The 24,612-nt window shown below is 52.0% G+C and carries 25 protein-coding genes and 1 pseudogene; 7 read left to right on the top strand and 19 right to left on the bottom strand.

What is annotated here, in order from left to right; genetic code table 11:
• Positions 1-260: 260 nt before the first annotated feature.
• The 4 genes from C2U41_RS20910 to C2U41_RS20925 are packed head-to-tail and all read left to right on the top strand — an operon-like array spanning position 261 to position 4,308.
• The gene (locus C2U41_RS20910; protein WP_003023466.1) at positions 261-1,475 is read left to right on the top strand and encodes a PfkB family carbohydrate kinase; all 1,215 of its coding nucleotides are present in this window, start codon (positions 261-263) and stop codon (positions 1,473-1,475) included.
• A gap of 15 nt (positions 1,476-1,490) precedes the next feature.
• The gene (locus tag C2U41_RS20915; RefSeq protein ID WP_103848248.1) at positions 1,491-2,252 is read left to right on the top strand and encodes a glutamine amidotransferase; all 762 of its coding nucleotides are present in this window, start codon (positions 1,491-1,493) and stop codon (positions 2,250-2,252) included.
• A 53-nt stretch (positions 2,253-2,305) separates the two neighbouring features.
• A complete protein-coding gene (locus tag C2U41_RS20920) occupies positions 2,306-3,277 on the top strand; it encodes a DMT family transporter (protein WP_003023463.1) in 972 nt (323 codons plus the stop codon).
• Positions 3,274-4,308 carry a phosphotriesterase family protein gene (locus C2U41_RS20925; protein ID WP_003023461.1) on the top strand — a complete coding sequence of 345 codons (1,035 nt, stop codon included), beginning with the start codon at positions 3,274-3,276 and terminating at the stop codon, positions 4,306-4,308. Before C2U41_RS20920 ends, C2U41_RS20925 begins: the two co-directional genes overlap by 4 nt.
• 44 nt (positions 4,309-4,352) lie before the next feature.
• Here C2U41_RS20925 and ggt read toward each other — a convergent pair whose 3' ends face one another.
• Positions 4,353-6,098, bottom strand: coding sequence for a gamma-glutamyltransferase (gene ggt, locus C2U41_RS20930; protein ID WP_103848247.1), 1,746 nt, complete (start codon positions 6,096-6,098; stop codon positions 4,353-4,355).
• 118 nt (positions 6,099-6,216) lie between these two features.
• On the opposite strand from ggt, the gene C2U41_RS20935 reads away from it, so the two are divergent.
• Entirely contained in the window at positions 6,217-6,657 is a 441-nt protein-coding gene (locus C2U41_RS20935) for a DUF2756 family protein (RefSeq protein WP_003023456.1), read from the top strand.
• On the opposite strand, the gene ugpQ is transcribed toward C2U41_RS20935, so the two are convergent.
• From ugpQ to livK, 13 genes are all read right to left on the bottom strand, one after another.
• The gene (gene ugpQ, locus C2U41_RS20940; protein ID WP_103848246.1) at positions 6,654-7,397 is read right to left on the bottom strand and encodes a glycerophosphodiester phosphodiesterase; all 744 of its coding nucleotides are present in this window, start codon (positions 7,395-7,397) and stop codon (positions 6,654-6,656) included. The genes C2U41_RS20935 and ugpQ overlap by 4 nt on opposite strands.
• Positions 7,394-8,464, bottom strand: coding sequence for a sn-glycerol-3-phosphate import ATP-binding protein UgpC (locus C2U41_RS20945; protein ID WP_003837845.1), 1,071 nt, complete (start codon positions 8,462-8,464; stop codon positions 7,394-7,396). The genes ugpQ and C2U41_RS20945 overlap by 4 nt, the downstream gene beginning before the upstream one ends.
• 2 nt (positions 8,465-8,466) lie before the next feature.
• A complete protein-coding gene (ugpE, locus tag C2U41_RS20950; protein WP_003023450.1) occupies positions 8,467-9,312 on the bottom strand; it encodes a sn-glycerol-3-phosphate ABC transporter permease UgpE in 846 nt (281 codons plus the stop codon).
• Positions 9,309-10,196, bottom strand: a complete 888-nt coding sequence (gene ugpA / locus C2U41_RS20955; RefSeq protein WP_103848245.1) for a sn-glycerol-3-phosphate ABC transporter permease UgpA — start codon at positions 10,194-10,196, stop codon at positions 9,309-9,311. Before ugpA ends, ugpE begins: the two co-directional genes overlap by 4 nt.
• Before the next feature lie 100 nt (positions 10,197-10,296).
• A complete protein-coding gene (ugpB, locus tag C2U41_RS20960) occupies positions 10,297-11,613 on the bottom strand; it encodes a sn-glycerol-3-phosphate ABC transporter substrate-binding protein UgpB (RefSeq protein ID WP_103848244.1) in 1,317 nt (438 codons plus the stop codon).
• A 243-nt stretch (positions 11,614-11,856) separates the two neighbouring features.
• On the bottom strand, positions 11,857-12,225 hold the full coding sequence (locus C2U41_RS20965; RefSeq protein WP_103848243.1) for a type II toxin-antitoxin system death-on-curing family toxin: 369 nt from the start codon (positions 12,223-12,225) through the stop codon (positions 11,857-11,859).
• A complete protein-coding gene (locus C2U41_RS20970) occupies positions 12,222-12,443 on the bottom strand; it encodes a type II toxin-antitoxin system Phd/YefM family antitoxin (RefSeq protein ID WP_032937236.1) in 222 nt (73 codons plus the stop codon). Before C2U41_RS20970 ends, C2U41_RS20965 begins: the two co-directional genes overlap by 4 nt.
• A 121-nt stretch (positions 12,444-12,564) precedes the next feature.
• The gene (locus C2U41_RS20975; RefSeq protein WP_003023442.1) at positions 12,565-12,846 is read right to left on the bottom strand and encodes a hypothetical protein; all 282 of its coding nucleotides are present in this window, start codon (positions 12,844-12,846) and stop codon (positions 12,565-12,567) included.
• A 102-nt stretch (positions 12,847-12,948) separates the two neighbouring features.
• Entirely contained in the window at positions 12,949-13,662 is a 714-nt protein-coding gene (gene livF / locus C2U41_RS20980; RefSeq protein ID WP_003827581.1) for a high-affinity branched-chain amino acid ABC transporter ATP-binding protein LivF, read from the bottom strand.
• A 17-nt stretch (positions 13,663-13,679) separates the two neighbouring features.
• The gene (gene livG / locus C2U41_RS20985) at positions 13,680-14,447 is read right to left on the bottom strand and encodes a high-affinity branched-chain amino acid ABC transporter ATP-binding protein LivG (RefSeq protein WP_003023438.1); all 768 of its coding nucleotides are present in this window, start codon (positions 14,445-14,447) and stop codon (positions 13,680-13,682) included.
• The gene (gene livM / locus C2U41_RS20990; protein WP_103848242.1) at positions 14,444-15,721 is read right to left on the bottom strand and encodes a branched chain amino acid ABC transporter permease LivM; all 1,278 of its coding nucleotides are present in this window, start codon (positions 15,719-15,721) and stop codon (positions 14,444-14,446) included. The genes livG and livM overlap by 4 nt, the downstream gene beginning before the upstream one ends.
• Positions 15,718-16,644: a high-affinity branched-chain amino acid ABC transporter permease LivH gene (gene livH / locus C2U41_RS20995; protein WP_003023435.1), complete on the bottom strand. Its 927-nt coding sequence runs from the start codon at positions 16,642-16,644 to the stop codon at positions 15,718-15,720. Before livH ends, livM begins: the two co-directional genes overlap by 4 nt.
• A gap of 61 nt (positions 16,645-16,705) precedes the next feature.
• The gene (livK, locus tag C2U41_RS21000) at positions 16,706-17,815 is read right to left on the bottom strand and encodes a high-affinity branched-chain amino acid ABC transporter substrate-binding protein LivK (protein WP_087879322.1); all 1,110 of its coding nucleotides are present in this window, start codon (positions 17,813-17,815) and stop codon (positions 16,706-16,708) included.
• A gap of 423 nt (positions 17,816-18,238) precedes the next feature.
• On the opposite strand from livK, the gene panM reads away from it, so the two are divergent.
• Both panM and C2U41_RS30195 read left to right on the top strand, forming a co-directional pair.
• On the top strand, positions 18,239-18,622 hold the full coding sequence (gene panM / locus C2U41_RS21005) for an aspartate 1-decarboxylase autocleavage activator PanM (RefSeq protein WP_003846184.1): 384 nt from the start codon (positions 18,239-18,241) through the stop codon (positions 18,620-18,622).
• Positions 18,607-18,734, top strand: a pseudogene (locus C2U41_RS30195) (hypothetical protein). The gene panM and the pseudogene C2U41_RS30195 overlap by 16 nt, the downstream one beginning before the upstream one ends.
• 83 nt (positions 18,735-18,817) lie before the next feature.
• Here C2U41_RS30195 and livJ read toward each other — a convergent pair.
• From livJ to ftsY, 5 genes are all read right to left on the bottom strand, one after another.
• Complete coding sequence (gene livJ / locus C2U41_RS21010; protein ID WP_003023428.1) at positions 18,818-19,921, bottom strand: branched chain amino acid ABC transporter substrate-binding protein LivJ; 1,104 nt, start codon at positions 19,919-19,921, stop codon at positions 18,818-18,820.
• A 270-nt stretch (positions 19,922-20,191) separates the two neighbouring features.
• On the bottom strand, positions 20,192-21,046 hold the full coding sequence (gene rpoH / locus C2U41_RS21015) for an RNA polymerase sigma factor RpoH (protein ID WP_003023425.1): 855 nt from the start codon (positions 21,044-21,046) through the stop codon (positions 20,192-20,194).
• A gap of 255 nt (positions 21,047-21,301) precedes the next feature.
• Positions 21,302-22,360, bottom strand: a complete 1,059-nt coding sequence (ftsX, locus tag C2U41_RS21020; RefSeq protein ID WP_048217071.1) for a permease-like cell division protein FtsX — start codon at positions 22,358-22,360, stop codon at positions 21,302-21,304.
• Positions 22,353-23,021, bottom strand: a complete 669-nt coding sequence (ftsE, locus tag C2U41_RS21025; protein WP_003023420.1) for a cell division ATP-binding protein FtsE — start codon at positions 23,019-23,021, stop codon at positions 22,353-22,355. The genes ftsX and ftsE overlap by 8 nt, the downstream gene beginning before the upstream one ends.
• 2 nt (positions 23,022-23,023) lie before the next feature.
• Complete coding sequence (gene ftsY / locus C2U41_RS21030; protein ID WP_103848241.1) at positions 23,024-24,550, bottom strand: signal recognition particle-docking protein FtsY; 1,527 nt, start codon at positions 24,548-24,550, stop codon at positions 23,024-23,026.
• Positions 24,551-24,612 lie beyond the last annotated feature (62 nt).

A 24,612-nucleotide genomic window follows, 5' to 3' on the forward strand; every position in this document is an offset into this window, starting at 1 on the left:
TTACATCCAAAAGCGGAATTGCCATCCAATCCTGGCATAAAGTTGTTGATTGCAGTCCATCGCCTCCGCCGTCATCTTCAGGCGTAACAACCACCTGAATCATAGGGTTATTTTACTTACTATCTTCATCGCTATTTATCTTAACTTTAATAATATTAATATTACATTTTTGTTTTTTTTTGGTTTCTGCCATCACTTTATGGTGACAATCACAACAATATACTTCCCCTGGGACTAACTTAACCACGGTGAGGTAAAAAATGAAATTTGAACGCCATCATAGAATATTGAAAGAAATCAGTATTTCGGGAGTTGTAAAAGTTTCAAATCTGGCGAAAAGTCTCAAGGTAACAAAGGAAACTATTCGCTCAGATCTCAATGAACTTGCCGGACAGGGATATCTCACTCGCTGTCATGGTGGTGCATTTATTACCCTTGACTCTCTTGATAACGTTGCAAAAAACGAAATTGCTTATGTGCTGGAAAAATATGAATCAGCGCAGAAAATAAAAAAAGGTCTCTCTGCCATGAAGAATAATGTATGTGTTATTGGCTCGTTCAATGTTGATATTATCAGTTACCTACCGAGGCTCCCCTCGACAGGCGAATCATTACTTGCCGATAAATTTATTTTTTCGCCCGGAGGTAAAGGATGCAATCAGGCATTAGCTGCAAGCTATGCCGATTCTGATGTGCATTTTATTACTAAAGTAGGGTCAGACCATTTCAGTGATTACGCCATTAATTTTATAAACTCATCAAAAATCCATAAAAGCGTTATCTATCAGACCAAAGAAACACAAACAGGTACAGCTACTATTATGGTGAATGGAGATACCGGGGATAACGTCATCGCTATCTACCCCGGTGCTAACATGACAATTTCCCCTGATGAAATCACCATACAAAAAGAAGCCATCGTTCATTCAGATATTGTTCTCGTACAACTGGAGACAAATTACGAGGCGCTTCACCAAACCATTCGTCTCGCACAGAAAAATGATATCCCTGTCATTATCAACCCAGCACCATACAATGAAATGGTCAATACCATCATTGATAATATTGATTATATCACGCCAAATGAAACCGAAGCGGGTCTGCTGGCAAATATGTCCGTCAATGATATTGAGTCGGCAAAAAGTGCGGCAAAGATTATTCATCAGAAAGGCGTCAAAAATACCATTATCACCCTAGGGAGCAAAGGCTCCCTCGCTTATGACGGAACACAATTCATCTATTCTCCGGCATTCCCGGCAGTTGTAAAAAATACCGCAGGAGCGGGCGATGCCTTCAATGGTGCACTCGCATCTGGCCTTGCTAAAGGAAAATCACTGGCATCTGCATTGTGCTACGCCAGTGCATTCGCCTCGCTTGCTGTTGAAACACCCAATGCCTCTGACATGCCAGAAAACGAATCCGTTCTTCATCGCATTCAAGGTTCGCATTACAAACAAACTATCTCGACTCACTAAATGAAGGAGCAGACTATGAATAATACACAGAAAAAACTAAAGGTGCTCTTTATTGGAGAATCCTGGCATATTCACATGATCCATTCAAAAGGCTATGACAGTTTTACCTCCAGTAAATATGAAGAGGGTGCCACATGGTTACTGGAATGCTTAAAGAAAGGTGGAGTAGAAGTTGATTACATGCCCGCTCACACCGTGCAAATCGCATTTCCAGAAAGCGTTAATGAGCTAAACCGTTACGATGTCATTGTCATTAGCGATATCGGCAGCAATACGTTCCTGCTGCAAAACGAGACGTTCTATCAGCTAAAAATAAAGCCGAATGCCCTGGAATCAATTAAAGAGTATGTCAAAAATGGTGGTGGACTGCTCATGATTGGCGGCTATCTGTCATTTATGGGTATTGAGGCAAAAGCTAATTACAAGAACACCATTCTTGCCGAGGTTTTACCAGTTATTATGTTTAACGGCGATGACCGGGTAGAAAAACCAGAGGGTATCTACGCTGAGGCTATTTCCCCTGAACATCCTGTCGTTAACGGATTCTCCGACTACCCGGTATTTCTTGGATATAACCAGGTTGTCGCCAGAGAAGATGCCGATGTTGTTTTAACAATAAATAATGACCCACTGTTAGTGTTCGGTGAATACCAACAGGGTAAAACCGCCTGCTTCATGAGCGACTGTTCGCCGCACTGGGGAACACAGCAATTTATGTCCTGGCCGTTTTATACCGACCTGTGGGTTAACACGCTTCAATTCATCGCCAGAAAATAAAAAACAATGGAGTAACGAAAGTTACTCCTTTTATAAAATATAAGGATTGATGTATGAACAAGAATAAGTACTCAACCCCCTTACTGATGCTTGCAACTATCTTAGCCGGTATGCTTTCCCCTATGCAGTCTGCCGTTAATGGACAATTGGGACACTGGTTGCAGGATGGAAATGCTTGCGCAGTAATCTCATTCGCCAGTGGTCTGGTCGTCATGTTTTTTATTATTATTGCGCGCAAAGAAACACGCCAGCAATTCGCGTCGATCCCAGCCCTGATTAAAACGCGAAAAATCCCGTTGTGGAATTGGTTTGCCGGATTATGCGGGGCGATGGTTGTATTTTCGGAAGGGGCATCAGCCAGCGCGTTGGGCGTTGCCACGTTTCAAACTGCATTAATTTCCGCCCTCCTCCTTTCCGGCCTGCTGTGCGACCGTTTTGGTGTCGGTGTGGATGAGAAGAAATACTTCACGCCATGGCGCGTTACTGGCGCATTGTTCGCTGTTATTGCCACGATTTTTGTCGTGTCACCACAGTGGCATTCAACCTCCTTTATCCTGCTCGCTATCCTTCCATTTTTGGCAGGATTACTCGCTGGCTGGCAGCCTGCTGGAAATGCCAAAGTTGCCGAGGCAACGGGCTCTATGCTGGTTTCCATTACCTGGAACTTCATCGTCGGCTTTTGTGTGCTGGGCGCTGCGCTGGCGATACGTGTCGCATTAGGTCATGTCACCGTCCAGTTACCCGATACGTGGTGGATGTATCTCGGTGGCCCGCTGGGTCTGCTGTCCATCGGGCTGATGGCGATTCTGGTCAGAGGCTTAGGGCTGTTGATGCTCGGTGTTGCTTCTACCGCGGGTCAATTGCTTGGCTCAGTGTTGATTGATGAACTTATCCCGTCACTGGGTAATACGGTCTATCTGGTCACGATCATTGGGACGCTGTTTGCGCTAATAGGCGCAATTGTTACCACCATCCCCGAATACAGAGCATCCAAAATGGCGCAAAAAATGGAGGTGTCAGGATGAAAGGTTTCCTGCAAACCGTGACAGGCCCAGTGGCGCACACGGATATGGGTCTGACGCTACCGCATGAGCATCTGTTTAACGATTTATCATCGGTTGTTGACGAACCGCATTATGAATTCTCACAGCAACTCGTGGGGAAAAAGGTCAGCGCTGATCTGCAGTGGGGATTGAAACATGATCCCTACTGCTGCGCCGATAACATGGACAGAAAGGAAATTGATGATGTCATCTTTGAAATCAACAACTTTATGTCACTGGGAGGCAGGACGATTGTCGACGCGACAGGTTCTGAATCTATCGGTCGAGATGTCTTGTCATTGCGAGAAGTGGCATTAAAAACCGGTTTGAACATCGTAGCTTCATCAGGACCTTATCTGGAGAAGTTTGAAAGTGCCAGGATCCACAAACCTGTCGAGTTGTTAGCCTCACTTATTGATAAGGAACTGAATCAGGGGATAGGCGAGACGGATATTCGCGCCGGCATGATAGGTGAAATTGGCGTATCACCCGCTTTTACGCAGGCGGAACGCAACAGTCTGCGAGCGGCTTCTCTGGCACAACGTAATAATCCTCATACTGCGATGAATATCCATATGCCAGGGTGGCTGCGGCTGGGTGATGAGGTGCTGGATATTGTCCTTGAAGAGATGAACGTCTCTCCGGCAAAAGTCTCGCTGGCGCATTCAGACCCTTCGGGAAAAGATGTTGCCTATCAACGAAAAATGCTCGATCGAGGCGTATGGCTTGAATTTGACATGATTGGCCTGGACATCACTTTCCCAAAAGAAGGTATCGCCCCAGGCGTTCAGGAAACCGCAGATGCGGTAGCACATCTGATTGAATTGGGTTACGCCGATCAGATAGTTTTAAGCCATGATGTTTTTCTCAAACAGATGTGGGCAAAAAATGGGGGGAACGGTTGGGGATTTGTCCCGAATGTTTTCCTCGCCTATCTGGCCGCCCGTGGAGTAGACAACGATACTCTACGCAGGCTCTGTATTGATAACCCAGCGCGGTTGCTCACGGCATAGCCAACAAAACGCCCGGTGCCTGACACCGGGCTATTAATCAAAAATCAGTATCCCGCCGTTAAATCATCCACGGAACGTGGGTCGGACGCGCCATACAGTGCACCATCCGGTCCAACCATAATGCTCTGCGTACTGCCCATCGCCTCTTTTAGCACGACTTTTTGCCCTTTTTGCTCCAGCAGTTTAATAGTATCCGGGCTAAACCCTTTCTCAACGCGCAGTTCATCGGGCAACCACTGATGATGGAAGCGCGGCGCGTTGGTCGCTTCGGCGACGTTCATTCCAAAATCAATGCTGTTGACTACCATTTGCAGCACGGTGGTGATGATTCGGCTCCCGCCAGGGCTGCCGGTAACCAGCCAGGTTTTCCCGTCTTTTACCACGATAGTCGGCGACATTGATGACAGCGGACGCTTCTTCGGCCCAACCGCGTTAGCATCGCCACCCACCAGCCCATAAACGTTCGGCACGCCCGGCTTGGCGGAGAAATCGTCCATTTCGTTATTAAGCAGAATGCCGGTGTTACCCGCCACAATCCCGGTGCCAAAGGTGGTGTTCAGGGTATACGTCACCGCCACGGCATTACCGTCTTTATCCACCACCGAGAAATGGGTGGTCTGATTGCTTTCATACGGCGCGAGCTTGCCAGGTTTGATCTGGCTGGAAGGCTTAGCCTTGTTGATATCAATTTGATCGGCAAGCGATTTGGCATAGGCTTTATTGGTCAGCGCCTGCCACGGTACTTTCACAAAATCCGGGTCGCCCAGATACTCCGAGCGGTCGGCGTAGGCATATTTCTCCGCTTCAGCCATTACCTGCATGGCATCAGCGCTGCCAAACCCGTACTTCTTCATATCGAAGTTTTCGAGAATATTGAGGATCTGCACGATGTGAATACCGCCAGAGGACGGCGGTGGCATGGAGAAGACCTGATACCCGCGATAGTCGCCGCTAATCGGCGTACGCTCCACGGCTTTATAGCTGGCTAAATCCTCTTTGGTCATCAACCCGCCGTTTTTCTGCATTTCCTCCGCAATCTGATCGGCAATTGCCCCTTTATAAAACGCATCCGGACCGTTCTCGGCAATCATCTCCAGGCTTTTCGCCAGGTTCGTTTGCACCAGCTTGTCGCCCTTTTTCAGCGGCTCGCCGTCTTTCCAGAAAATGGCTTTGCTGTTCTCGTGATTAGGGAGCACTTCGCTGCCATAGGTTTTCAGATCGTCAGCCAGCGCGTCGTTAACCACAAAGCCTTCTTCCGCTAGCTTCATTGCCGGGCGCACGACTTTGTTCAGCTGCATCGTGCCGTATTTCTCCAGCGCCAGCGAGAAACCCGCCACGGTACCCGGCGTACCGGATGCCAGATGTGAGGTTAGCGACTTTTTCGCATCGGCGTTGCCCTGTTCATCGAGGAACATGTCGCGGGTCGCGCCAGCGGGAGCCATTTCACGAAAATCGATCGCCGTGGTGTTACCGTCTTTGGTACGCAGCAGCATAAACCCGCCGCCGCCCAGATTGCCCGCCTGCGGATGCGTCACCGCCAGCGCGTAACCAACGGCTACAGCGGCATCAACGGCATTCCCGCCCTGTTTCAGAATATCCACCCCAACCTGGGTGGCTAAAGCATCTACGGAAGCCACCATCCCCTGTTGCGCGCGAACGGGATGGAACACATCTTCCTCGACACCGTAGGATACCGGCGGTGGCGCAGCCGGCGCGGCAGCCACGCTAAAACAACTTCCTGAGAGCAGAGCAGCAATGGCTACCCGGCGTATAAATGTCGGTTTTATCATCGTTATTCTCCAGATGTACGGGGGTCGGCCCCCACTAAGCCTGGTGCATAACTCTGAAATAATCATCGTAACGGCGAGAAAGGAGTAAACTTAAATGATCCCCGAGAGGAGAAAAGCGATGAAACGACTCTTACTTTTAGCCATGCTCTTGCCTTTTGCAGGCTTTGCACAGCCCATCAACACCATGAATAACCCGAATCAACCCGGTTATCAGATCCCGAGTCAGCAGCGTATGCAAACCCAAATGCAATCACAGCAGATTCAGCAGAAAGGGATGCTCAACCAGCAGTTGCAAACGCAGACGCGCATGCAGCAACAGCATATGGAAAACCAAATCAACACCAACACCCAGCGCGTGCTGCAGTCTCAGCCGGGCGAGTTGAATCCTGGACAGCAGCAAATGCTGCCTAACAGCAACGGAGGGATGTTGAGTGGAACCCGTAATCCGGACAGCTCGCTGAATAAGCAACATATGCTGTCGGAGAAAAAGAACGGCGACATGCTGAAGCCCTCCAGCACGCCGCAACCTAACGTTCCGTTAAAAACGATTGGGCCTTAACTGGGCTGGAAATCCGGACCAATGGTATCAATGGCATCGGTACAGATGCTGTCTACGCCCCAGCGCAGCAGTTCTGCCGCGCGCTGGGGTCGGTTGACGGTATAAACCAGAATACGTAGCCCAGCATCGCGCAGCGCATCCACGCGCGCCTCATCCAGCAGCTTATGATTAAGATGAATAGAGACGCAGCCAAGCCGCGTGGTCAGCTCACGCCAGTCCTCGCGCCATTCATCCAGCAGCAAACCTCTCGGCAGTTCAGGCACCGCCTGCTGCGCCGCTTTTAGCGCATCAATTTCAAAGGATGACAACAGTGGTGGCGTCATTCCCGCCCACAGTTCACGTGCGGCCAGCGCCACGACCTTCCCGGTGAGCGCCCCCGTCCCGGTGGTGGGTTTGATCTCAATATTTGCCATCATGCCGTGCTGGCGACAGCGCTCAGCAACTTGCGAGAGCAGCGGCAACGGTTCGCCTTTAAACTCACCGCTAAACCAGCCGCCGGCGTCCACGCGCAATAGATCCTGCCAGTTCAATTCGCCAGCCACGCCCCAGCCGTTACTGGTGCGTTCCAGGTTGTCGTCATGCAGTAAGAAGATCTCACCGTCTTTCGACAATTTAGCGTCAAACTCGATCATGGTATGCCCATATTGCGCCCCCATGTCGATTGCCGCCAGGGTGTTTTCCGGGGCTAACTTACCGCCGCCGCGATGGGCGACAATATGGGGGTAAGGCCAGTTATTCATACGCGTTGTCCTGTTTCGCCATCAAAAAGATGCAGATGATGTTCTGGCAGATGCAGCCACAGCGTACTGCCTGCCGTCGGGCGATGCTGATGCGCCAGTCGCACCACCAGCTTTTGCTCACCCCAACGTCCATGTGCCAGATTATCCGCACCCAGCATTTCCAGCGTGTCGACGACCAGCGGCACGCCGCCTTCGGCCTGCGAGCTTAGCGCAATATGCTCCGGGCGGATACCCAGCGTCATGTTACGCCCAATACACTCCCTGGCGCTTCTGCCAATGGGTAACGTCATGCCGCCCTCCAGCTCAAAATGGGTACCCGTAGCGCTGATGCGCCCATCGAGCAGATTCATCGCCGGGCTGCCAATAAAGCTCGCCACAAAGCGGCTGGCGGGTTTTTCATACACCTCAACTGGGGTGCCGATTTGCTCGGCAATACCTTTGTTCATTACCATTACCCGTTGGGCGAGGGTCATCGCTTCAACCTGATCGTGCGTCACGTACAGCGAGGTGGTTTTCAGTCGGCGATGCAGATGTTGTAACTCCAGACGCATCTGTACGCGCAGCTTGGCATCAAGGTTAGAAAGCGGCTCATCGAACAAGAATACCGCCGGGTCACGCACAATCGCTCGTCCCATCGCTACGCGCTGGCGCTGGCCGCCGGAAAGTTCGCGCGGACGACGTTTGAGCAGCTCACCCAGCTCGAGAATACGTGCCGCCTCTTTTACCCGCTCAGCAATATGCTCCTTGCCCATCCCGCGGATTTTCAGCCCCCAGGCCATGTTTTCTTCCACGCTCATATGCGGGTAGAGAGCATAGTTTTGAAAGACCATCGCAATGCCGCGATCCTTCGGCTCCATCTCGGTGACGCGTTTATTATCAATCCAGATATCGCCGCCGCTTACCCGTTCAAGCCCTGCCACCATCCGCAGCAGCGTAGACTTACCGCAGCCGGATGGCCCAACCATCACAATAAATTCCCCGTCCGCGACGTCCAGCGTCAACGGTTTAATCACCTGGGTTTTGCCGTCCCAGCTTTTGGTTACTGCCTGTAGTTTTAAACCAGCCATTTTTATTTCTCACTATCGACCAGGCCACGTACGAAGGCACGCTGCATGGCTAACACGATGATTACCGGAGGGATGAGCGTCAGCAGCATGGCGGCCATTACCTGGTTCCACTGCGTGGTGCCTTCACCGGTGGCAATCATGCCTTTGATACCCGCCACCGCAGTGCCCAAATTGACGTCGGTAATAATTAACAACGGCCACAGATACTGGTTCCAGCCGTAGATAAAGGTAATAACGAACAGCGCCGCCAGATTGGTTTTTGACAGCGGTAGTACGATATCGCGGAAAAAACGCATTGGTGACGCGCCGTCAATACGCGCCGCCTCAACCAGTTCATCCGGCAGGGTCATAAAGAACTGACGGAACAGGAAAGTCGCTGTCGCAGATGCCATCAACGGCAGTGTCAGACCCGCATAGCTGTCGAGCATCTTCAGGTTGGCGATCACTTCTACCGTCGGGAAAATACGCACCTCAACCGGCAGCATCAGGGTGATAAAAATCATCCAGAAGAACAGGTTGCGCAGCGGAAAGCGAAACCAGACGATGGCAAATGCGGAAAGCATAGAGACAGTAATTTTCCCTACCGTAATGCTGAACGCCATGATGAAACTGTTGAGCATCATCAGCCAGAACGGCGCGCTGTTGACGCCCACGCCGTTGACCCAGATGTATTTCATGTTTTCCAGCAGCTGCGTGCCGGGAACCAGCGTCATCGGCGTCTCAAACACCGCTTTGTTGTCCAGCGTCGCCGCGACAAACGCGACGTACAACGGAAACAGGATTACCATGATCCCCATAATCAACATGGCATGGCTGAATATTGTCAGCCCACGACGGTTCTCAATCATTGGTAACGCACCTTACTTTCCACATAGCGGAACTGCACCACCGTCAAAATAATGACCAGGAACATCAGCACCACCGATTGTGCAGCGGAAGAAGCCAGATCCAGCCCGACAAAACCTTCGCGATAGATCTTATAAATCAGCGTCGTGGTCGCCTGTACCGGCCCGCCTGCAGTGGCAGCATCAATCACCGGGAAGGTGTCAAAGAAGGCATACACCAGATTCACCACCAGCAGGAAGAAGCTCACCGGGGCAATGAGCGGCAGCTCCAGTTTAAAGAAGCGGCGAACCGGCCCCGCACCGTCAATCGCGGCGGCTTCGATCAGCGAGCGAGGAATAGACTGCAGTGCGGCAAAGAAGAACAGGAAGTTGTAACTAATCTGCTTCCAGACCGACGCAAACACCACCAGGAACATTGCCTGACCGCTGTTTTGCGCATGGTTCCAGTCATAGCCAAACTCACCGAGAAAATGGGTAATCAGCCCGCGCCCTGGGTTAAACAGGAAGATCCACAATACGGCGGCAACGGCGGGCGCAACGGCGTAAGGCAACAGCATTAGCGTTTGGTAAAAACGGCTGCCGCGCACCACGTAATTCACCAACGCCGCAAAAAATAACGACACCAGCAGACCGCTTAGCGTGACTAACGTACTGAACTTAATGGTGGTCCAGAATGAGTCGAGGTAGTACGGGTCATGAAACAGCGCGACAAAGTTTTCCAGTCCGACAAACTGGCTGGAAAGACCAAACGGATCAACGGATTGTAGCGAGTACCACAGCGCTTCACCGGCAGGCCAGATAAAGAAAATAACGGTGATAACCAGCTGCGGAGCCACCAGTAAATAGGGAAGCCAGCGCGAACGGAACACCGGACGAGATGAAGACATGGAAGTTTGATTCCTGAACAGCGCCGGATGGCGCTACGCTTATCCGGCCTACGCGCATTTGTAGGCCGGGTAAGGCACAGCCGCCACCCGGCATTTCACATTACGATTTGGTCGATTGCTCAAAGCGGCGCAGTAACTGATTGCCACGCTCAACGGCGGCATCCAGCGCCTGCTGCGGGTTTTTCTTCCCGGTCCAGACGCTTTCCAGCTCTTCATCCACAATGGTACGGATCTGCGGCATGTTGCCCAGACGCAGCCCTTTGGTGAACGGCAACGGCGGCTTGTTCAGCATCTGGCGGGTGGCAATATCAGCCCCAGGGTTCTTATCATAGAAGCCCTGCTCACGGGTCAGGTCGTAGGCAGCTGTGGTGATCGGCAGATAGCCGGTCTTCTGATGCCATTCGGCAGCAATTTCAGGCTTCACCAGGAAGTTGAGGAACTTCGCCACGCCTTCGTAGGTGGCTTTGTCTTTGCCCTGCATCACCCAAAGACTGGCCCCACCGATAATTGCGTTCTGCGGCGCGCCCTTCACATCGGCATCGTACGGCATCATTCCGACGCCATAGTTGAATTTCGCGTAATGGCGGATATCAGCCAGCGAACCGGAAGAGGCGGTGGTAATGGCACAATCCCCGTTATAGAACTTCTCAGTGGATTCGTCCTTACGCCCGAAGTAGCTGAAATCGCCTTTTTTGTTCAGCTCTTCCAGCAGAGCGATATGTTTTACCTGTTCCGGTTTATTGAACTCCAGCACTGCGTCAGTACCGTCAAAACCGTTGTTTTTGGTTGCTACCGGCAGACCGTTCCAGGCGCTGAAGTTTTCAATCTGAATCCATCCCTGCCAGCCGCTGGCGTAACCGCACTTCATGCCTGCCGCTTTCAGCTTCGCGGTGTACTCCGCCAGGTCCTGCCAGGTTTTCGGCGGCTGCTCAGGGTCTAAACCAGCTTTTTTAAAGGCATCTTTGTTGTAGTACAGCACCGGAGTGGAGCTGTTAAACGGTTGAGAAAGCAAATGTCCGCTTTTAGAGTCGGTGTAATAACCGGAAACCGTCGGTACGAACTGAGACTCATCGAAGTTAATACCAGCCTCTTTGAATACTTCATAGACCGGTTTAATGGCTTTCGAAGCCATCATCGTTGCTGTACCCACTTCATAAACCTGTAGCAGCGCGGGCGCGTTTCCGGTACGGAAAGCGGCAATTCCTGCACTCAGGCTCTGCTCGTAGTTGCCTTTGTACTGCGGAACAATTTTGTAGTCGGGATTGGCGGCATTAAAACGTTGCGCCAGAGAATCAACTTCTTTACCCAGTTCGCCTTCCATTGAGTGCCAGAATGGGATGGTGGTGACCGCCAGTGCCTGACCTGCAAACGCCAGGCTAAGTGCCAGTCCTAAAGCTGTATGTCGTAACGATATCATCGGTTATCTCTCTTGTTGTGCCGGATGCGCGATATCACGCGTTTTATGCTCGCGGGGGTAACATGACATGCTCGAATGACAGAAAAATAACTTTTTTATTACAAAAAAAAGATAGTAAGGCGACAAACAGATGGCAAGGCGGTGAAAGCGTAGTGACAGGAAAATGCGGAGTGGTGCACAACAAAGCCGGGTAGCGGTATGCCTTACCCGGTCTAATAGCGGTTCAGATATCGAGATGATGCATTAATGGCGCAGACGATGCGCAATTTGTTCTAACGTGAGTTGTCCTGCTGCCGATTCAACCGTCATGGCGACAAAATCAGGGTTTGCAGATAATACGATCCCATTACGTTTTAAAAACAGCAACGTAATAAATAACGCAGTACGCTTGTTACCATCATTAAAGATATGCCCACGGGAAATGGCTAACAAATGCATTGCCGCCAGTAGCCACACGTCAGTCACACCTTCATATTCGATTTGATTCAATACCCGATACATCAGCGCTTCCGCACGACCGGGGTCAGGCATACCTGCGACACCAGGCGTCACGCGGAGCAGCCTGTCGTGAAACTGTATTATCTCTTCCGCTGAGATAATCTGTAGCGTCATTTATCCGCCAGCTCCCTGATTTCATTACCATGAATCATCATTATGTCGGCAAATTCATCATCAAGCCTGGCGGCCTGATAGCGTTCAAACTCTTCCGCGCTGATGATTACCGCAGGTTTATGACCACGGCGCGTAATGGTAACAGGCACACCAGTGACAGCGCTCTCCAGCACTTCAGCCAGGTTTTGTCGAGCTTCACTATAGTTCATAGTGCGCATAAAGCCTCCTCATATGTACATCTTAATTGTACAACTGAAGCGTACAAAAGAGAAGCATCAGTCAGCGCATGTAATCGTGGATACGTTGCCTGACGTACGACCTCATTATCTCTGGATAGACTTAATCTCTGCGCCAGCGTCGTTCGTACTCATTCTGTAAACGCTGCTGCTCTCGCCGCTCACGTTCACGTTGGATATCTGATTTATCATCTTCCCAGCCCGGGCATACCGAGCTGGTAAACACTTCGCAGGGCGAGTCGGATTGCGCTAACGGGTTGTCCGATTTCTCTTCCCAGATTGCGGGATCGCGCGGGTCAAACGCTGGCGGTGTCGAGGCCAGGGTAGTTAAAGAAAGCGTCAAAAACAAACTGCCAATCATCATGCAGGTACCTGAACGAATCATCCTTTCTCCATGTTCATTTTTTATTATTGATAATCATTCTCAATAATAACATAGAGCAATAAAAAGGGGCCACAGCGGGCCCCTTGTCTATTCAGAGAATGATTAACCGCCAAGATACGCACTGCGCACCGCTTCGTTAGCCAGTAGCGCATCGCCGGTGTCTTCCAGCACCACATGACCGTTTTCCAGCACGTAGCCGCGATCGGCGAGCTTCAGCGCCTGGTTAGCGTTCTGTTCGACGAGGAAGATGGTCATCCCCTGCTCGCGCAGTTGCTCAATAGTGTTAAAGATCTGCTGGATGATAATCGGCGCCAGACCCAGCGACGGTTCATCAAGCAGTAGCAGCCTCGGCTGGCTCATCAGCGCACGGCCTATCGCTAGCATCTGCTGTTCACCGCCGGACATCGTTCCCGCACGTTGAATACGACGCTCATGCAGGCGAGGAAACAGGTCATACACCCACTTGATGCGTTCCTGAAACTGGTCTTTCTCGGCAAAGAAACCGCCCATCGCCAGGTTCTCTTCCACCGTCATACGGGAAAACACGCGACGCCCTTCCGGCACAATCGCTACCGCTTCGCGCATGATTTTCGCCGTCTGCCAGTCGGTAATGTCTTTACCATCAAAGACGATTCGCCCGCTGGTCGCTCGCGGGTCGCCACACAATGTGCCGAGCAGCGTGGTTTTTCCCGCGCCGTTGGCACCAATCAGAGTAACGATTTCACCCTGGTTGATATACAAGCTGACGTCATGCAGCGCCTGTATCTTGCCGTAGTGGGCGTTGACTTTGTCGAACGATAACATCGCCTTATCCATATTAATCCTCGCCCCCATTATGCTTCACCTAAATAGGCGCGGATAACATCCGGGTTATTACGAATCTGTTCCGGCGTCCCATTCGCCAGCGGCGTGCCCTGGTTCACCACGTAAATACGGTCAGAAATCCCCATCACCAGCTTCATGTCGTGCTCAATCAACAAAATGGTGGTGTTGTGATGGTTACGCAGTTCAGCAATCAGCTCGTCCAGCTCTTTGGTCTCTTTCGGGTTGAGTCCCGCAGCGGGTTCGTCGAGCATCAGAATTTCCGGCTGGGTCACCATGCAACGGGCAATCTCCAGACGACGTTGATCGCCATAGGCCAGGTTACTCGCCTGACGGTTGGCGTGCTCCAGCAAACCAATACGCTCCAGCCAGGTGGCGGCACGATCCAACGCTTCACTCTGCGCGCGACGGAACGACGGAGTTTTCAACAGGCCGGAGAAGACGCCGGTTTTCAGTTGCTGATGTTGCGCCACCAGCAGGTTTTCAATCACCGTCATTTCGCGAAACAGACGTACGTGTTGGAAAGTACGCACCACGCCCATACGCGCGATTTGCTGACCCGGTAGTCCTTCCAGGTGCTGGTCGCGCAGCTTAATCGTCCCGCCGGTCGGCTTATAAAAACCGGTCAGACAGTTAAAGACCGTGGTTTTTCCCGCGCCGTTTGGCCCGATTAACGAAACTATTTCCTGCGGCCGCAGTTCCAGTTCAACGTTGTTTACCGCCAGCAGACCGCCGAAGCGCATCATCAGGCCGTTAACGGATAATAATGGCTGACTCATGCCTGCTCTCCTTTCGCTTCCCCGTTTTTCAGCTTCAACTGTGGACGGGTCATCGGCAACAAGCCCTGCGGACGCCAGATCATCATCAGTACCATTAAACCACCCAGCATTAACATGCTGTATTCATTGAAATCACGCATCAGCTCGCGTGACACTACCAGCAGGATGGCCGCGAGGATCACCGCAAACTGTGAGCCCATTCCGCCCAATACCACAATTGCCAGCACAAAGGCCGACTCGGCAAAGGTGAAGGATTCCGGGCTGACGAAGCCCTGGCGCGCGGCAAACAGCGTACCGGCAAAACCGGCAAACGCGGCGCTGATGGTAAAAGCTGTCAGTTTGATGCGCGTAGGGTTTAAGCCCAGCGAGCGACAGGCTATTTCATCTTCACGCAGCGCTTCCCACGCACGGCCCAACGGCATACGCAGCAGACGGTTAATCACAAACAGCGAGAAGACCACCAGCAGCAGCGCCACCAGATAGAGGAAAATGACGCGGTCAGAGGGATCGTACTTGACGTTAAAGAAGTTGCTGAAGGTATCCCAGCCGCCTTCACGGGCGGTACGGCTAAACTCCAGACCGAAAAAGGTCGGTTTCGGGATCTGGCTGATACCGTTCGGGCCACCGGTCACTTCGGTGTTGTTGAGCAGCAGGATACGGACGATTTCACCGAAGCCTAAGGTCACAATAGCCAGATAATCACCGCGCAGGCGCAGTACCGGGAAGCCGAGCAGGAAGCCCGCAGCAGCGGAAACCAGCCCCGCCAGCGGCAGACAGGTCCAGAAGCCGAGTCCGTAATAGTGGTTCAGCAGCGCGAAGGTGTAAGCGCCAATGGCATAAAAGCCGCCGTAGCCCAGCACCAGCAGGCCGGAAAGCCCCACCACCACGTTTAAGCCGAGGCCGAGGATGATATAAATCATCGTCAGCGTGGCGATATCCACCGTACCGCGCGAGACCATAAACGGCCACGCCACGGCAATCACCAGCAACGCCACCAGGAACAGCTTCTGTTTAACGGTGGAGCCGTCAATCGCCGGCAGAATAAACTTCGGTCCGGAGACGCTCTTCATGCCCTTCTGGAAAGCTGGACGCAGCAACTGGAAGAGGAAGACCACGCCTGTACCAATAAACACCCACTGCCAGCGAATATCCGCCGCGGAATCCACCACCAGTTTGGTGCCGTCAAGCTCTAACTGAACGCCCATAAAGACGCCCGCCAGGACGAAGAACATGGCGGCAGAGAGCAGCGCCATTGCAAAATTCATCGGTTTCATACTTTCTCTACCTCCGGGCGACCCAGAATACCGGTCGGCATCACCAGCAGCACCAGAATCAGCAGCGCGAATGAAACGACGTCTTTGTATTCAGTACTCAGATAAGCAGAGGAGAGCGCTTCCGCGACACCCAGAATCAGGCCGCCGATCATCGCCCCAGGAATGCTGCCGATGCCGCCAAGCACCGCTGCGGTAAAGGCCTTCATCCCGGCCATAAAGCCGATGTACGGGTTAATTACGCCATAGAATTGACCAAGCAGCACGCCCGCGACCGCCGCCATTGCCGCGCCAATCACAAAGGTCAGCGCAATCACGCGATCGGTGTTGATGCCGAGCAGGCTGGCCATTTTCAGGTCTTCCGCGCAGGCACGGCAGGCGCGCCCCATACGGGAGTAACGGATAAACAGCGTCAGCGCCAGCATCGCCAGGAAGGTTACAATCCAGATAACCAGCTGCATGGTGGTGATGGAAGCAGAGAAGTTTTCGCTACTGCCAACGGTCCACTGGCCATTAAACAGGCTGGGCAGTGCCACATCGCGCGAACCTTCCGTCAGGCTGACGTAGTTTTGCAGGAAGATGGACATCCCGATAGCGGAAATCAGCGCGATCAGGCGCTTAGAGCTGCGCACGGGTCGATACGCCACGCGTTCAATGCTCCAGCCGTAGGCGCTGGCAATCACAATCGCGCCGACGAAGCCCGCCGCGACCAGTAGCCAACTGGAATCAATGCCCATCATCATTAGCGCGGCGATGATCATAAAGGAGACATAGCTGCCGATCATATACACCTCGCCATGGGCGAAGTTGATCATGCCGATAATGCCGTACACCATCGTGTAACCGATGGCGATCAGCGCGTAGGTGCTTCCCAGCGTGACGCCATTAAACATCTGCTGCAAGAAATAGAGGAACTGCTCGGACATAAGGTAACCTTTTTATACCCGCCCATTTTACACGGGCGGTGGGATAACTCGTCTTCAGGTATTACTTCGCGACGGTCGATGAACCGTCCGCATGCCACTGGAAGACACCAAACTCAAATCCCTTCAAATCGCCTTTTTCGTCCCATTTCAGCGGCCCAATCACGGTATCAGCCCCGTGTGCTTTCAGATCTTTCACCAGGTCCAGCGGCTCTTTGCTACCGCTGCGATCCATTGCTGTCGACAATGACTGGACGGCTGCATAAGTGATCCACACGTACGGTCCAGTTGGATCTTTCTTGTCAGCTTTGAGCGCATCGACGATAGCTTTATTCGCCGGATCCTGGTCATAGCGTTTTGGCATGGTCACCAGCATGCCTTCAGCTGCATCACCAGCAATGTTAGACAGCGACGCATTGCCGACACCCTCTGGTCCCATAAACTGGGTTTTCAGCCCGACGGAACGTGCCTGGCGCAGCATCTGCCCCATTTCCGGGTAGTAGCCGCCGTAATAAACAAAGTCGATATTTTCTTTTTTCAGGCGAGCGATCAGCGCAGAAAAATCTTTTTCCCCGGCGGTGATACCGTCAAAGAAAACGATGTTGGCTTTGCCCGCTTTCAGGCTGTCCTGCACTGAACGCGCCAGGCCTTCACCGTATTGCTGTTTATCGTGAATGATGGCAATGCGCTGCGGCTTCACCTTCTCCAGAATGTATTTCGCGGCGGTCGGCCCTTGAGAGGAGTCCAGGCCCGCTGTACGCATAATGTGAGCGTAACCGCGCTGGGTCAGTTCCGGGTTTGTGGCGCCCGGAGAAATCATCAGAATGCCTTCATCTTCATAGATATCTGATGCGGGCTGCGTGGAAGATGAGCACAGATGTCCAATAACGTACTGAATGCCGTCATTGACGATTTTGTTCGCTACCGCAACGGCCTGTTTCGGATCGCAGGCGTCGTCATATTCCACAGCAACCAGTTTGTCGCCTTTGACCCCGCCTTTGGCATTGATATCTTTAATGGCCTGACGTGCGCCATTAAATTCCATATCACCCCACTGCGCGACCGGACCTGACATCGCGCCGACAACAGCGACCTTGATATCTTCCGCCATGACCGCGTGTGACATTGCCAGTGCTATCACCCCTGCGATGATTGTTTTCGCATTCCGTTTCATTACCTGAATCCCCATTCGTGACGTAATTAATATTTTGTATTTATGTGGTTAAAAAGCAGTCTGTGCTTTTTTTGAACTGCACTATTTTTACCAGTCTCATTAATGGTTTAGCGCAGTCATTTAAGCAAAATCAGGCTAAAATCTCTATTTTTCAGTCGATTAAGAAAAGATAATATTCTGCTTTTCACTATAGATAAACAAAAAAAAGCACGTTTGTCAGCATAAAATAACGGTACAAAGAGCCGAATAAAATGCTGCATTCCAGGGTATTATTCTGCCTGTTTTTCAATCTCTACGGTTTCAAACTGTCATTACTGTTGTTACAAAATTATTAATCTGGTTATTCACATAAAAAAGAGAAAGCATCCGGGTGAATTATTTCGGTACACTCATTCCATCTTTTGTGATTTGGACATGCTGTTAATGAAGCTGACCATCGTTCGTTTAGAGAACTTTAGCGACCAGGACCAGATTGATCTGGGCAAAATCTGGCCGGAATATTCCGCCTCATCATTAAGCGTAGATGAAACGCACCGGATCTACGCCGCGCGCTTTAACGAGCGTCTGTTAGGCGCAGTTCGCGTAACCCTGAGCGGCACGCAAGGCGCATTGGATTCCTTGCGCGTACGCGATATCACCCGCCGCCGCGGCGTCGGGCAGTATTTGATCGAAGAAGTGATCCGGGAAAACCCTGACGTGAGTTCATGGTGGATGGCCGACGTCGGCGTTGAAGACCGCAGCGTGATGGCCGCGTTTATGCAGGCGTTAGGGTTTACGGCCCAGGAAAATGGCTGGGAAAAAAGATAAAAAAGCCGGATGGCGCTGACGCTTATCCGGCCTACATGCTGGGAGCAAAAAATAAAAAACCACCTCGCAATTTTCCAAGAATTTCACGTTGCAGGAAGGCGGCAAGTTATGAAGTCCCCGGAAGCTTACATAAGTAAGTGACCGGGGTTGAATAACGCAGCCAACGCGTCTGCAGCGCGAAAGGCGCCAGGAAAATTATTTGGCGTCGGTCGCCGTCCCGTTTGCATGCCAGTCAAACACGCCGAATTCGAAGCCCTTCAGATCGCCCTTCGCATCCCATGACAGCGGCCCCATTACGGTTTCCACTGAGTTTGCTTTCAGGTATTTGGCAATTTCAGCCGGGTCGTCAGACTGGTTCAGACCGGCCTGCAAGGATTGCAGCGCGGCGTAGGTGGTCCATACGAATGCACCGCTCGGATCCTGTTTCTTGGCTTTGATCGCGTCCACAATCGGTTTGTTCGCCGGAACCTGATCGTAGTTCTTCGGTTTCGTTACCAGTAAGCCTTCTGCAGACTCACCCGCGATGTTAGACAACGACACGTTCGCTACCCCTTCTGGTCCCATAAACTGGGTTTTCAGACCCGCAGCGCGTGCCTGGCGCAGAATCTGCCCCATTTCCGGGTGGTAACCACCGTAGTAAACGAAATCGATATTCTCTTTCTTCAGACGCGCCACCAGAGTAGAGAAATCTTTCTCGCCAGCGGTGATCCCATCGAAGAACACCACGTCAGCGTTGGCTTTCTTGAGGTTGTCCTGCACGGAACGCGCCAGGCCTTCACCATACTGTTGTTTGTCGTGAACGATCGCAATGCGCTTCGGCTTCACTTTTTCAACGATATATTTGGCAGCAGTCGGGCCCTGATCGGAATCCAGACCGGTGGTACGTAACACCAGGTTATAACCGCGCGCGGTCAGCTCCGGCGCCGTTGCCGCTGGGGTAATCATCAGAATGCCTTCGTCTTCATAGATATCTGACGCAGGCTGAGTGGAAGATGAGCACAGGTGGCCGATAACATATTTAATCCCGTCGTTGACCACTTTGTTAGCTACCGCTACCGCTTGTTTCGGGTCACAGGCATCGTCATATTTCACCATGACCAGTTTGTCGCCTTTCACACCGCCTTTGGCATTGATATCTGCAATAGCCTGCTCTGCGCCAGTAAATTCCTGATCGCCATACTGCGCTACCGGACCGGACATCGCGCCGACGACAGCAACTTTAATATCCTTAGCAAACGCCATATTGCTCAAAGACAGGGCGATACATCCTGCCAATAACGCTTTACCCTTCATATTCATCCTGACAATCCCCATTATTGTGGTTATTACGTGTGTTGTGATGTTGTTGTTCAGCACTTTATTTCGATTATTGGATAGCCACCCGTGCTTTAGCAGCATACTCTGCTAAAACATACCCGATTTTTATTATTTTGGAATAGCTAAATTTGACATGCAGATAACAACTTGATGACAAAAAGCATAAACGTCAGGAGAGAGGGGGAGAGATAAAAACAAAAAACCCCGGATTTTCATCCAGGGTTTATCAGCATTTCCAGGTCGGCTGGAAGATTATGCTTCGATCGCCGCGCGCAATTTTTTCATGGCGTTCTTTTCAAGCTGACGAACACGTTCAGCGGAAACGCCGTAGCGATCGGCCAGTTCCTGCAACGTCGACTTGTTGTCTTCGTCCAGCCAACGAGCACGAATGATGTCCTGGCTACGCTCGTCCAGACCTTCCATTGCGTGGGTCAGTTTGTTCGCGGCCTGATCTTCCCAGTTATCTTCTTCAATGCCGTCGGCAAAGTTAGAAGATTTATCCTGCAGATACAGCACCGGGGCCATCGGCTGGCTGTCAGACTCATCGTCTGAAGACATGTCAAACGTCATGTCCTGCGCCGCCATACGGGATTCCATTTCGCGCACGTCTTTGCTGGAAACACCCAGCTCGCGAGCAACCATTTCAACTTCGTCCTGGTTAAACCAGCCCAGACGCTGCTTGGTTTTACGCAGGTTAAAGAACAGCTTACGCTGCGCTTTAGTGGTCGCGACTTTAACGATACGCCAGTTACGCAGAACGTATTCGTGGATCTCAGCTTTGATCCAATGCACAGCGAAGGAAACCAGGCGCACACCCACTTCCGGGTTGAAACGGCGCACGGCTTTCATCAGGCCGATATTACCTTCCTGAATCAAATCCGCCTGCGGCAGGCCATAGCCCGCATAATTACGAGCAACATGAACAACAAAGCGCAGGTGAGACAGGATCAGCGTTTTAGCTGCTTCCAGATCGCCCTGGTAATGCAGCTTTTCAGCCAGTGCCCGCTCCTCGTCAGCCGACAACATCGGCCACGCGTTCGCAGCCCGGATGTAAGATTCCAGGTTACCAACAGGGGCTAAAGCTAAATTTTGCATTTCTTTGGTCATTCAAATCCTCTCAATCTTTTCATCTGGCGCATTGGCTAAAACCAATAGCAACAACCATGCCAGAGCTTATGAGCAACGAGAATATCATTCAATCTTTTATCAGACAGTGATTTTATCCACAAGTTCCATGTCGTAATGTGTATAGATTACGCACAAAATGTGACATCACAATGAATACGCCGGGAAGAGATCACAGGGACTCTTTCCCTGCAGAGCGAACTACTCAGTGCAGGGAAAGATTATACCAGAGATTTTTTAATCGGGGGTAAAGTGGCGTAAATGTTGAACCGTGGCAAGCCAGGCTGCCACCCAGCCAATCATCGAGCACACCAGCAGCAATAACAGGCATTCATCGAATGATAAGCCATTGATATCAAACTTGGTTCCAAATACCTGTGCCACTTCAGTCACCGCTGACGACAGACGCATCACCAAAATTTCTGACAAAATCAGTGAAAGAAATGCACCGGAAAAACCGAGCAGTGCCCCGCCGTAGAGGAACGGACGCAGGATAAATCCATCCGTCGCGCCAATCAGTTTTTGCACGTTAATGGTATCGCGACGCGCAAAAATACTCAGACGCACGCTGTTACCGATGACGAGGAAGACCGCCGCTACCATCAGCACGCCAATCATCGCGGAAACGCGTCCGACAAGGCCCGTCAGCGCCGCCAGGCGAGCGAACCAGCTGTCATCCATCCGCACTTCATCAATACCGTTGATTTGTGCGATGCGGTCACGCAGCGTGTTTAGCGACTCCGTACCCTGGAAATCCAGTTTCGGGATCACCACCGCCACGGCCGGCAGCGGGTTCTCTTCCAGCATATCCAGCGCACCGCCAAATCCAGACCAGTTACGGAATTCGCCCAGCGCGTCGTCACGGGAAAGATAATTCACTTTATCCACGCCCTGCTCGGCCTGCAACTGACCAACCACCCGCGCCGCCGCATCATCATCCAACGTTTTTTGCAGGTAAACGGTGATCTGCGGGGACGGATAATACTGACTTGCTGCATGGTTTACGTTCTTATAAACCATGTAGCACACGCTTGGCAGCGTCAGGGAGATGGCAATAACCATCACCGTCAGGAACGTCGCCAGCGGCTTGCTTTTCAGGTCCTGTAACGCGCCCTGGAACGCATAACGTACCTGCTCATTAAAGACATTGGTTTTACGCGAGTTCGGCTTTGGCGCGGCCTTCGCACGCTTAGGCGCGTTGCGACCGCCGTCACCCGGCGCACCGCCCGATTTACGAAAGCGATCCAGTCGGCCACCGAACTGTTTGATTTGGTTAATAGCGTCACGTCTATTCATGCGCCAGGCCTCCATGCAGATGTCCATCGCTCAGAACCATTTGGCGATAGGAGCGACGGGAGATCAGGCCAATATCGTGCGTGGCCATTAATACCGTGACCCCGACGCGGTTAAACTCTTCGAACAGGCGCAGGATCCCTTCCGACAGCGCGTCATCCAGGTTCCCCGTTGGTTCATCCGCCAGCAGCACCGCTGGTTTATTCACCACCGCACGGGCAATGCCGACGCGCTGTTGTTCACCGCCCGAGAGCTGAATAGGGAAGTTTTTCGCTTTGTCCAACAGCCCGACCTTATCCAGCGCCGCTGACACGCGACGACGAATATCGTCCCCGCTGGCGCCCGCGATGATCAGCGGAATTGCCACGTTATCAAACACGGTTCTGTCCATTAGCAGGTGGTGATCCTGAAAAATCATGCCAATCTGACGACGCAGAAACGGCACTTCGCGGTTTTTCAAACGGCTGATGTCATGCCCGCTAAAGTAGATTTTCCCGGCGCTGGGCCGTTCAATTCCACAAATCAGCTTCAGCAGGGTACTTTTCCCCGCGCCGGAGTGGCCGGTCAGAAACGCCATCTCGCCAGGCTGCATATGGAAGGTCACTCCCTGCAGCGCTTGTCTCCCACCGAGATAGGCCTTGCTGACATGTTCAAAGCGAATCATTGTTAATCCTCTCGGGCAAAAAGTGCCTCTATAAAGTCGTCCGCTTTAAACGGACGTAAATCCTCGATACGTTCGCCCACACCGATATAGCGGATAGGGATGCCAAACTGATCGGCAACCGAGAAGATAACCCCGCCCTTCGCCGTACCGTCCAGCTTGGTCAGGGTGATACCGGTTAAGCCCACCGCTTCATGGAACAGTTTGGCCTGGCTTATCGCATTCTGCCCGGTGCTGGCGTCGATAGTCAGCATAACTTCATGCGGCGCATCTTCGTCCAGCTTCTTCATGACGCGAACGATTTTTTTCAATTCTTCCATCAGGTGCGATTTATTCTGCAAACGCCCTGCGGTATCAGCGATCAGCACGTCTACGTTACGCGCCTTCGCCGCCTGGATGGCATCAAAGATAACGGACGCGGAATCCGCACCGGTATGCTGAGCAATCACCGGGATATTATTACGCTGACCCCAGACCTGCAGCTGTTCTACCGCCGCCGCACGGAAAGTATCGCCCGCCGCCAGCATTACTGATTTACCCTGCTGCTCAAACTGACGCGCCAGCTTACCAATAGTGGTGGTTTTGCCCACACCGTTGACGCCAACCATTAAGATAACAAATGGTGTTTTGCCCTCAACATTCAGCGGTTCGTCAACCTTCGCCAGAATCTCGCCCATCTCTTCTTTCAGCAGGCCGTACAGCGCTTCCGCATCTTTAAGCTGCTTGCGGCTGGCACCTTCTGTCAGATTCGCAATGATCTTACGGGTCGTTTCTACGCCCACATCGGCGATCAGCAGCTGCTCTTCCAGCTCTTCAAACAGATCATCGTCGATCTTTTTACCACGGAACAGACTGATAAATCCGGAACCGAGGTTTTCTTTTGTTTTCAGCAGGCTGCGTTTCAGACGCGCAAAGAAACCTTCTTTGGTTGGTTTTTCCTGCTCCTGGACTACCTCTTCTTCTACCGGTTCTTCTACAGCAGGTTCTTCTACCGGCGCCACCATAACCGCTTCTTCAGCAGCCTCAGCGGCCAGCGCCTGGGCTTCCAGCTCTTCGTCGGTCAGTTGCGGCTCGTTTTCAGCTTCTTCTTCAGCCGCCTCAACGATTTCCACGGTTTCCGCTTCGGCCTGCCACTCTTCGGCAGAAACTTCTTCGGTTTTCACCTCTTCCGGCAGCGGTAATTCTTCGCGTTCGATAACCACCGCCGCTGGCGTTTCCACTACAGTTTCAGCAACGGGTTCAGCAACCGGCTCAATTTCCGGCTGCGCTTGTTCGGCGACAGGTTCTTCTTCCGGCTGCAGTTTCTCAATTTCCGCAACCTGTTCAGTTACTTCAACGACTTCAGCTGCAAAGGCTTGCGTTTCCGCCTCGCTACGGGTTTCCTCGGCGCGCGGCTGTTCGTCAACGACGGTAGTTTCTTCAGCAACCGGCTGTTGTTCTTCGTTTTTTACTTCTGTCTCGTTTTCCGGTGCCTGCTCTTTTTGACCAAAGCCCAGCCAGGAAAAAAAGCCACGTTTTTTCTCTTTCGCCATTTGCGACTACACTCCCCCGCTGTTGCTTCATGGCACAGCGTCAACGCTATGTACATAGCAGC

The sequence above is a fragment of the Citrobacter freundii complex sp. CFNIH4 genome, assembly GCF_002934505.1.
In the GTDB taxonomy this organism is placed as follows: domain Bacteria; phylum Pseudomonadota; class Gammaproteobacteria; order Enterobacterales; family Enterobacteriaceae; genus Citrobacter; species Citrobacter freundii.

Coding starts and splice junctions, on each gene's coding strand:
- panM (WP_003846184.1), top strand. CDS start 18,239: ATGAAGCTGACCATCGTTCGTTTAGAGAACTTTAGCGACCAGGACCAG.
- livF (WP_003827581.1), bottom strand. CDS start 13,662: ATGGATAAGGCGATGTTATCGTTCGACAAAGTCAACGCCCACTACGGC.
- C2U41_RS20945 (WP_003837845.1), bottom strand. CDS start 8,464: ATGGCTGGTTTAAAACTACAGGCAGTAACCAAAAGCTGGGACGGCAAA.
- ftsY (WP_103848241.1), bottom strand. CDS start 24,550: ATGGCGAAAGAGAAAAAACGTGGCTTTTTTTCCTGGCTGGGCTTTGGT.
- C2U41_RS20965 (WP_103848243.1), bottom strand. CDS start 12,225: ATGACGCTACAGATTATCTCAGCGGAAGAGATAATACAGTTTCACGAC.
- C2U41_RS20935 (WP_003023456.1), top strand. CDS start 6,217: ATGAAACGACTCTTACTTTTAGCCATGCTCTTGCCTTTTGCAGGCTTT.
- livM (WP_103848242.1), bottom strand. CDS start 15,721: ATGAAACCGATGAATTTTGCAATGGCGCTGCTCTCTGCCGCCATGTTC.
- C2U41_RS20910 (WP_003023466.1), top strand. CDS start 261: ATGAAATTTGAACGCCATCATAGAATATTGAAAGAAATCAGTATTTCG.
- ugpE (WP_003023450.1), bottom strand. CDS start 9,312: ATGATTGAGAACCGTCGTGGGCTGACAATATTCAGCCATGCCATGTTG.
- livG (WP_003023438.1), bottom strand. CDS start 14,447: ATGAGTCAGCCATTATTATCCGTTAACGGCCTGATGATGCGCTTCGGC.
- rpoH (WP_003023425.1), bottom strand. CDS start 21,046: ATGACCAAAGAAATGCAAAATTTAGCTTTAGCCCCTGTTGGTAACCTG.
- livK (WP_087879322.1), bottom strand. CDS start 17,815: ATGAAACGGAATGCGAAAACAATCATCGCAGGGGTGATAGCACTGGCA.
- ugpA (WP_103848245.1), bottom strand. CDS start 10,196: ATGTCTTCATCTCGTCCGGTGTTCCGTTCGCGCTGGCTTCCCTATTTA.
- ugpQ (WP_103848246.1), bottom strand. CDS start 7,397: ATGAATAACTGGCCTTACCCCCATATTGTCGCCCATCGCGGCGGCGGT.
- C2U41_RS20970 (WP_032937236.1), bottom strand. CDS start 12,443: ATGCGCACTATGAACTATAGTGAAGCTCGACAAAACCTGGCTGAAGTG.
- livH (WP_003023435.1), bottom strand. CDS start 16,644: ATGTCCGAGCAGTTCCTCTATTTCTTGCAGCAGATGTTTAATGGCGTC.
- C2U41_RS20925 (WP_003023461.1), top strand. CDS start 3,274: ATGAAAGGTTTCCTGCAAACCGTGACAGGCCCAGTGGCGCACACGGAT.
- ggt (WP_103848247.1), bottom strand. CDS start 6,098: ATGATAAAACCGACATTTATACGCCGGGTAGCCATTGCTGCTCTGCTC.
- ftsX (WP_048217071.1), bottom strand. CDS start 22,360: ATGAATAGACGTGACGCTATTAACCAAATCAAACAGTTCGGTGGCCGA.
- ftsE (WP_003023420.1), bottom strand. CDS start 23,021: ATGATTCGCTTTGAACATGTCAGCAAGGCCTATCTCGGTGGGAGACAA.
- livJ (WP_003023428.1), bottom strand. CDS start 19,921: ATGAATATGAAGGGTAAAGCGTTATTGGCAGGATGTATCGCCCTGTCT.
- ugpB (WP_103848244.1), bottom strand. CDS start 11,613: ATGATATCGTTACGACATACAGCTTTAGGACTGGCACTTAGCCTGGCG.
- C2U41_RS20920 (WP_003023463.1), top strand. CDS start 2,306: ATGAACAAGAATAAGTACTCAACCCCCTTACTGATGCTTGCAACTATC.
- C2U41_RS20975 (WP_003023442.1), bottom strand. CDS start 12,846: ATGATTCGTTCAGGTACCTGCATGATGATTGGCAGTTTGTTTTTGACG.
- C2U41_RS20915 (WP_103848248.1), top strand. CDS start 1,491: ATGAATAATACACAGAAAAAACTAAAGGTGCTCTTTATTGGAGAATCC.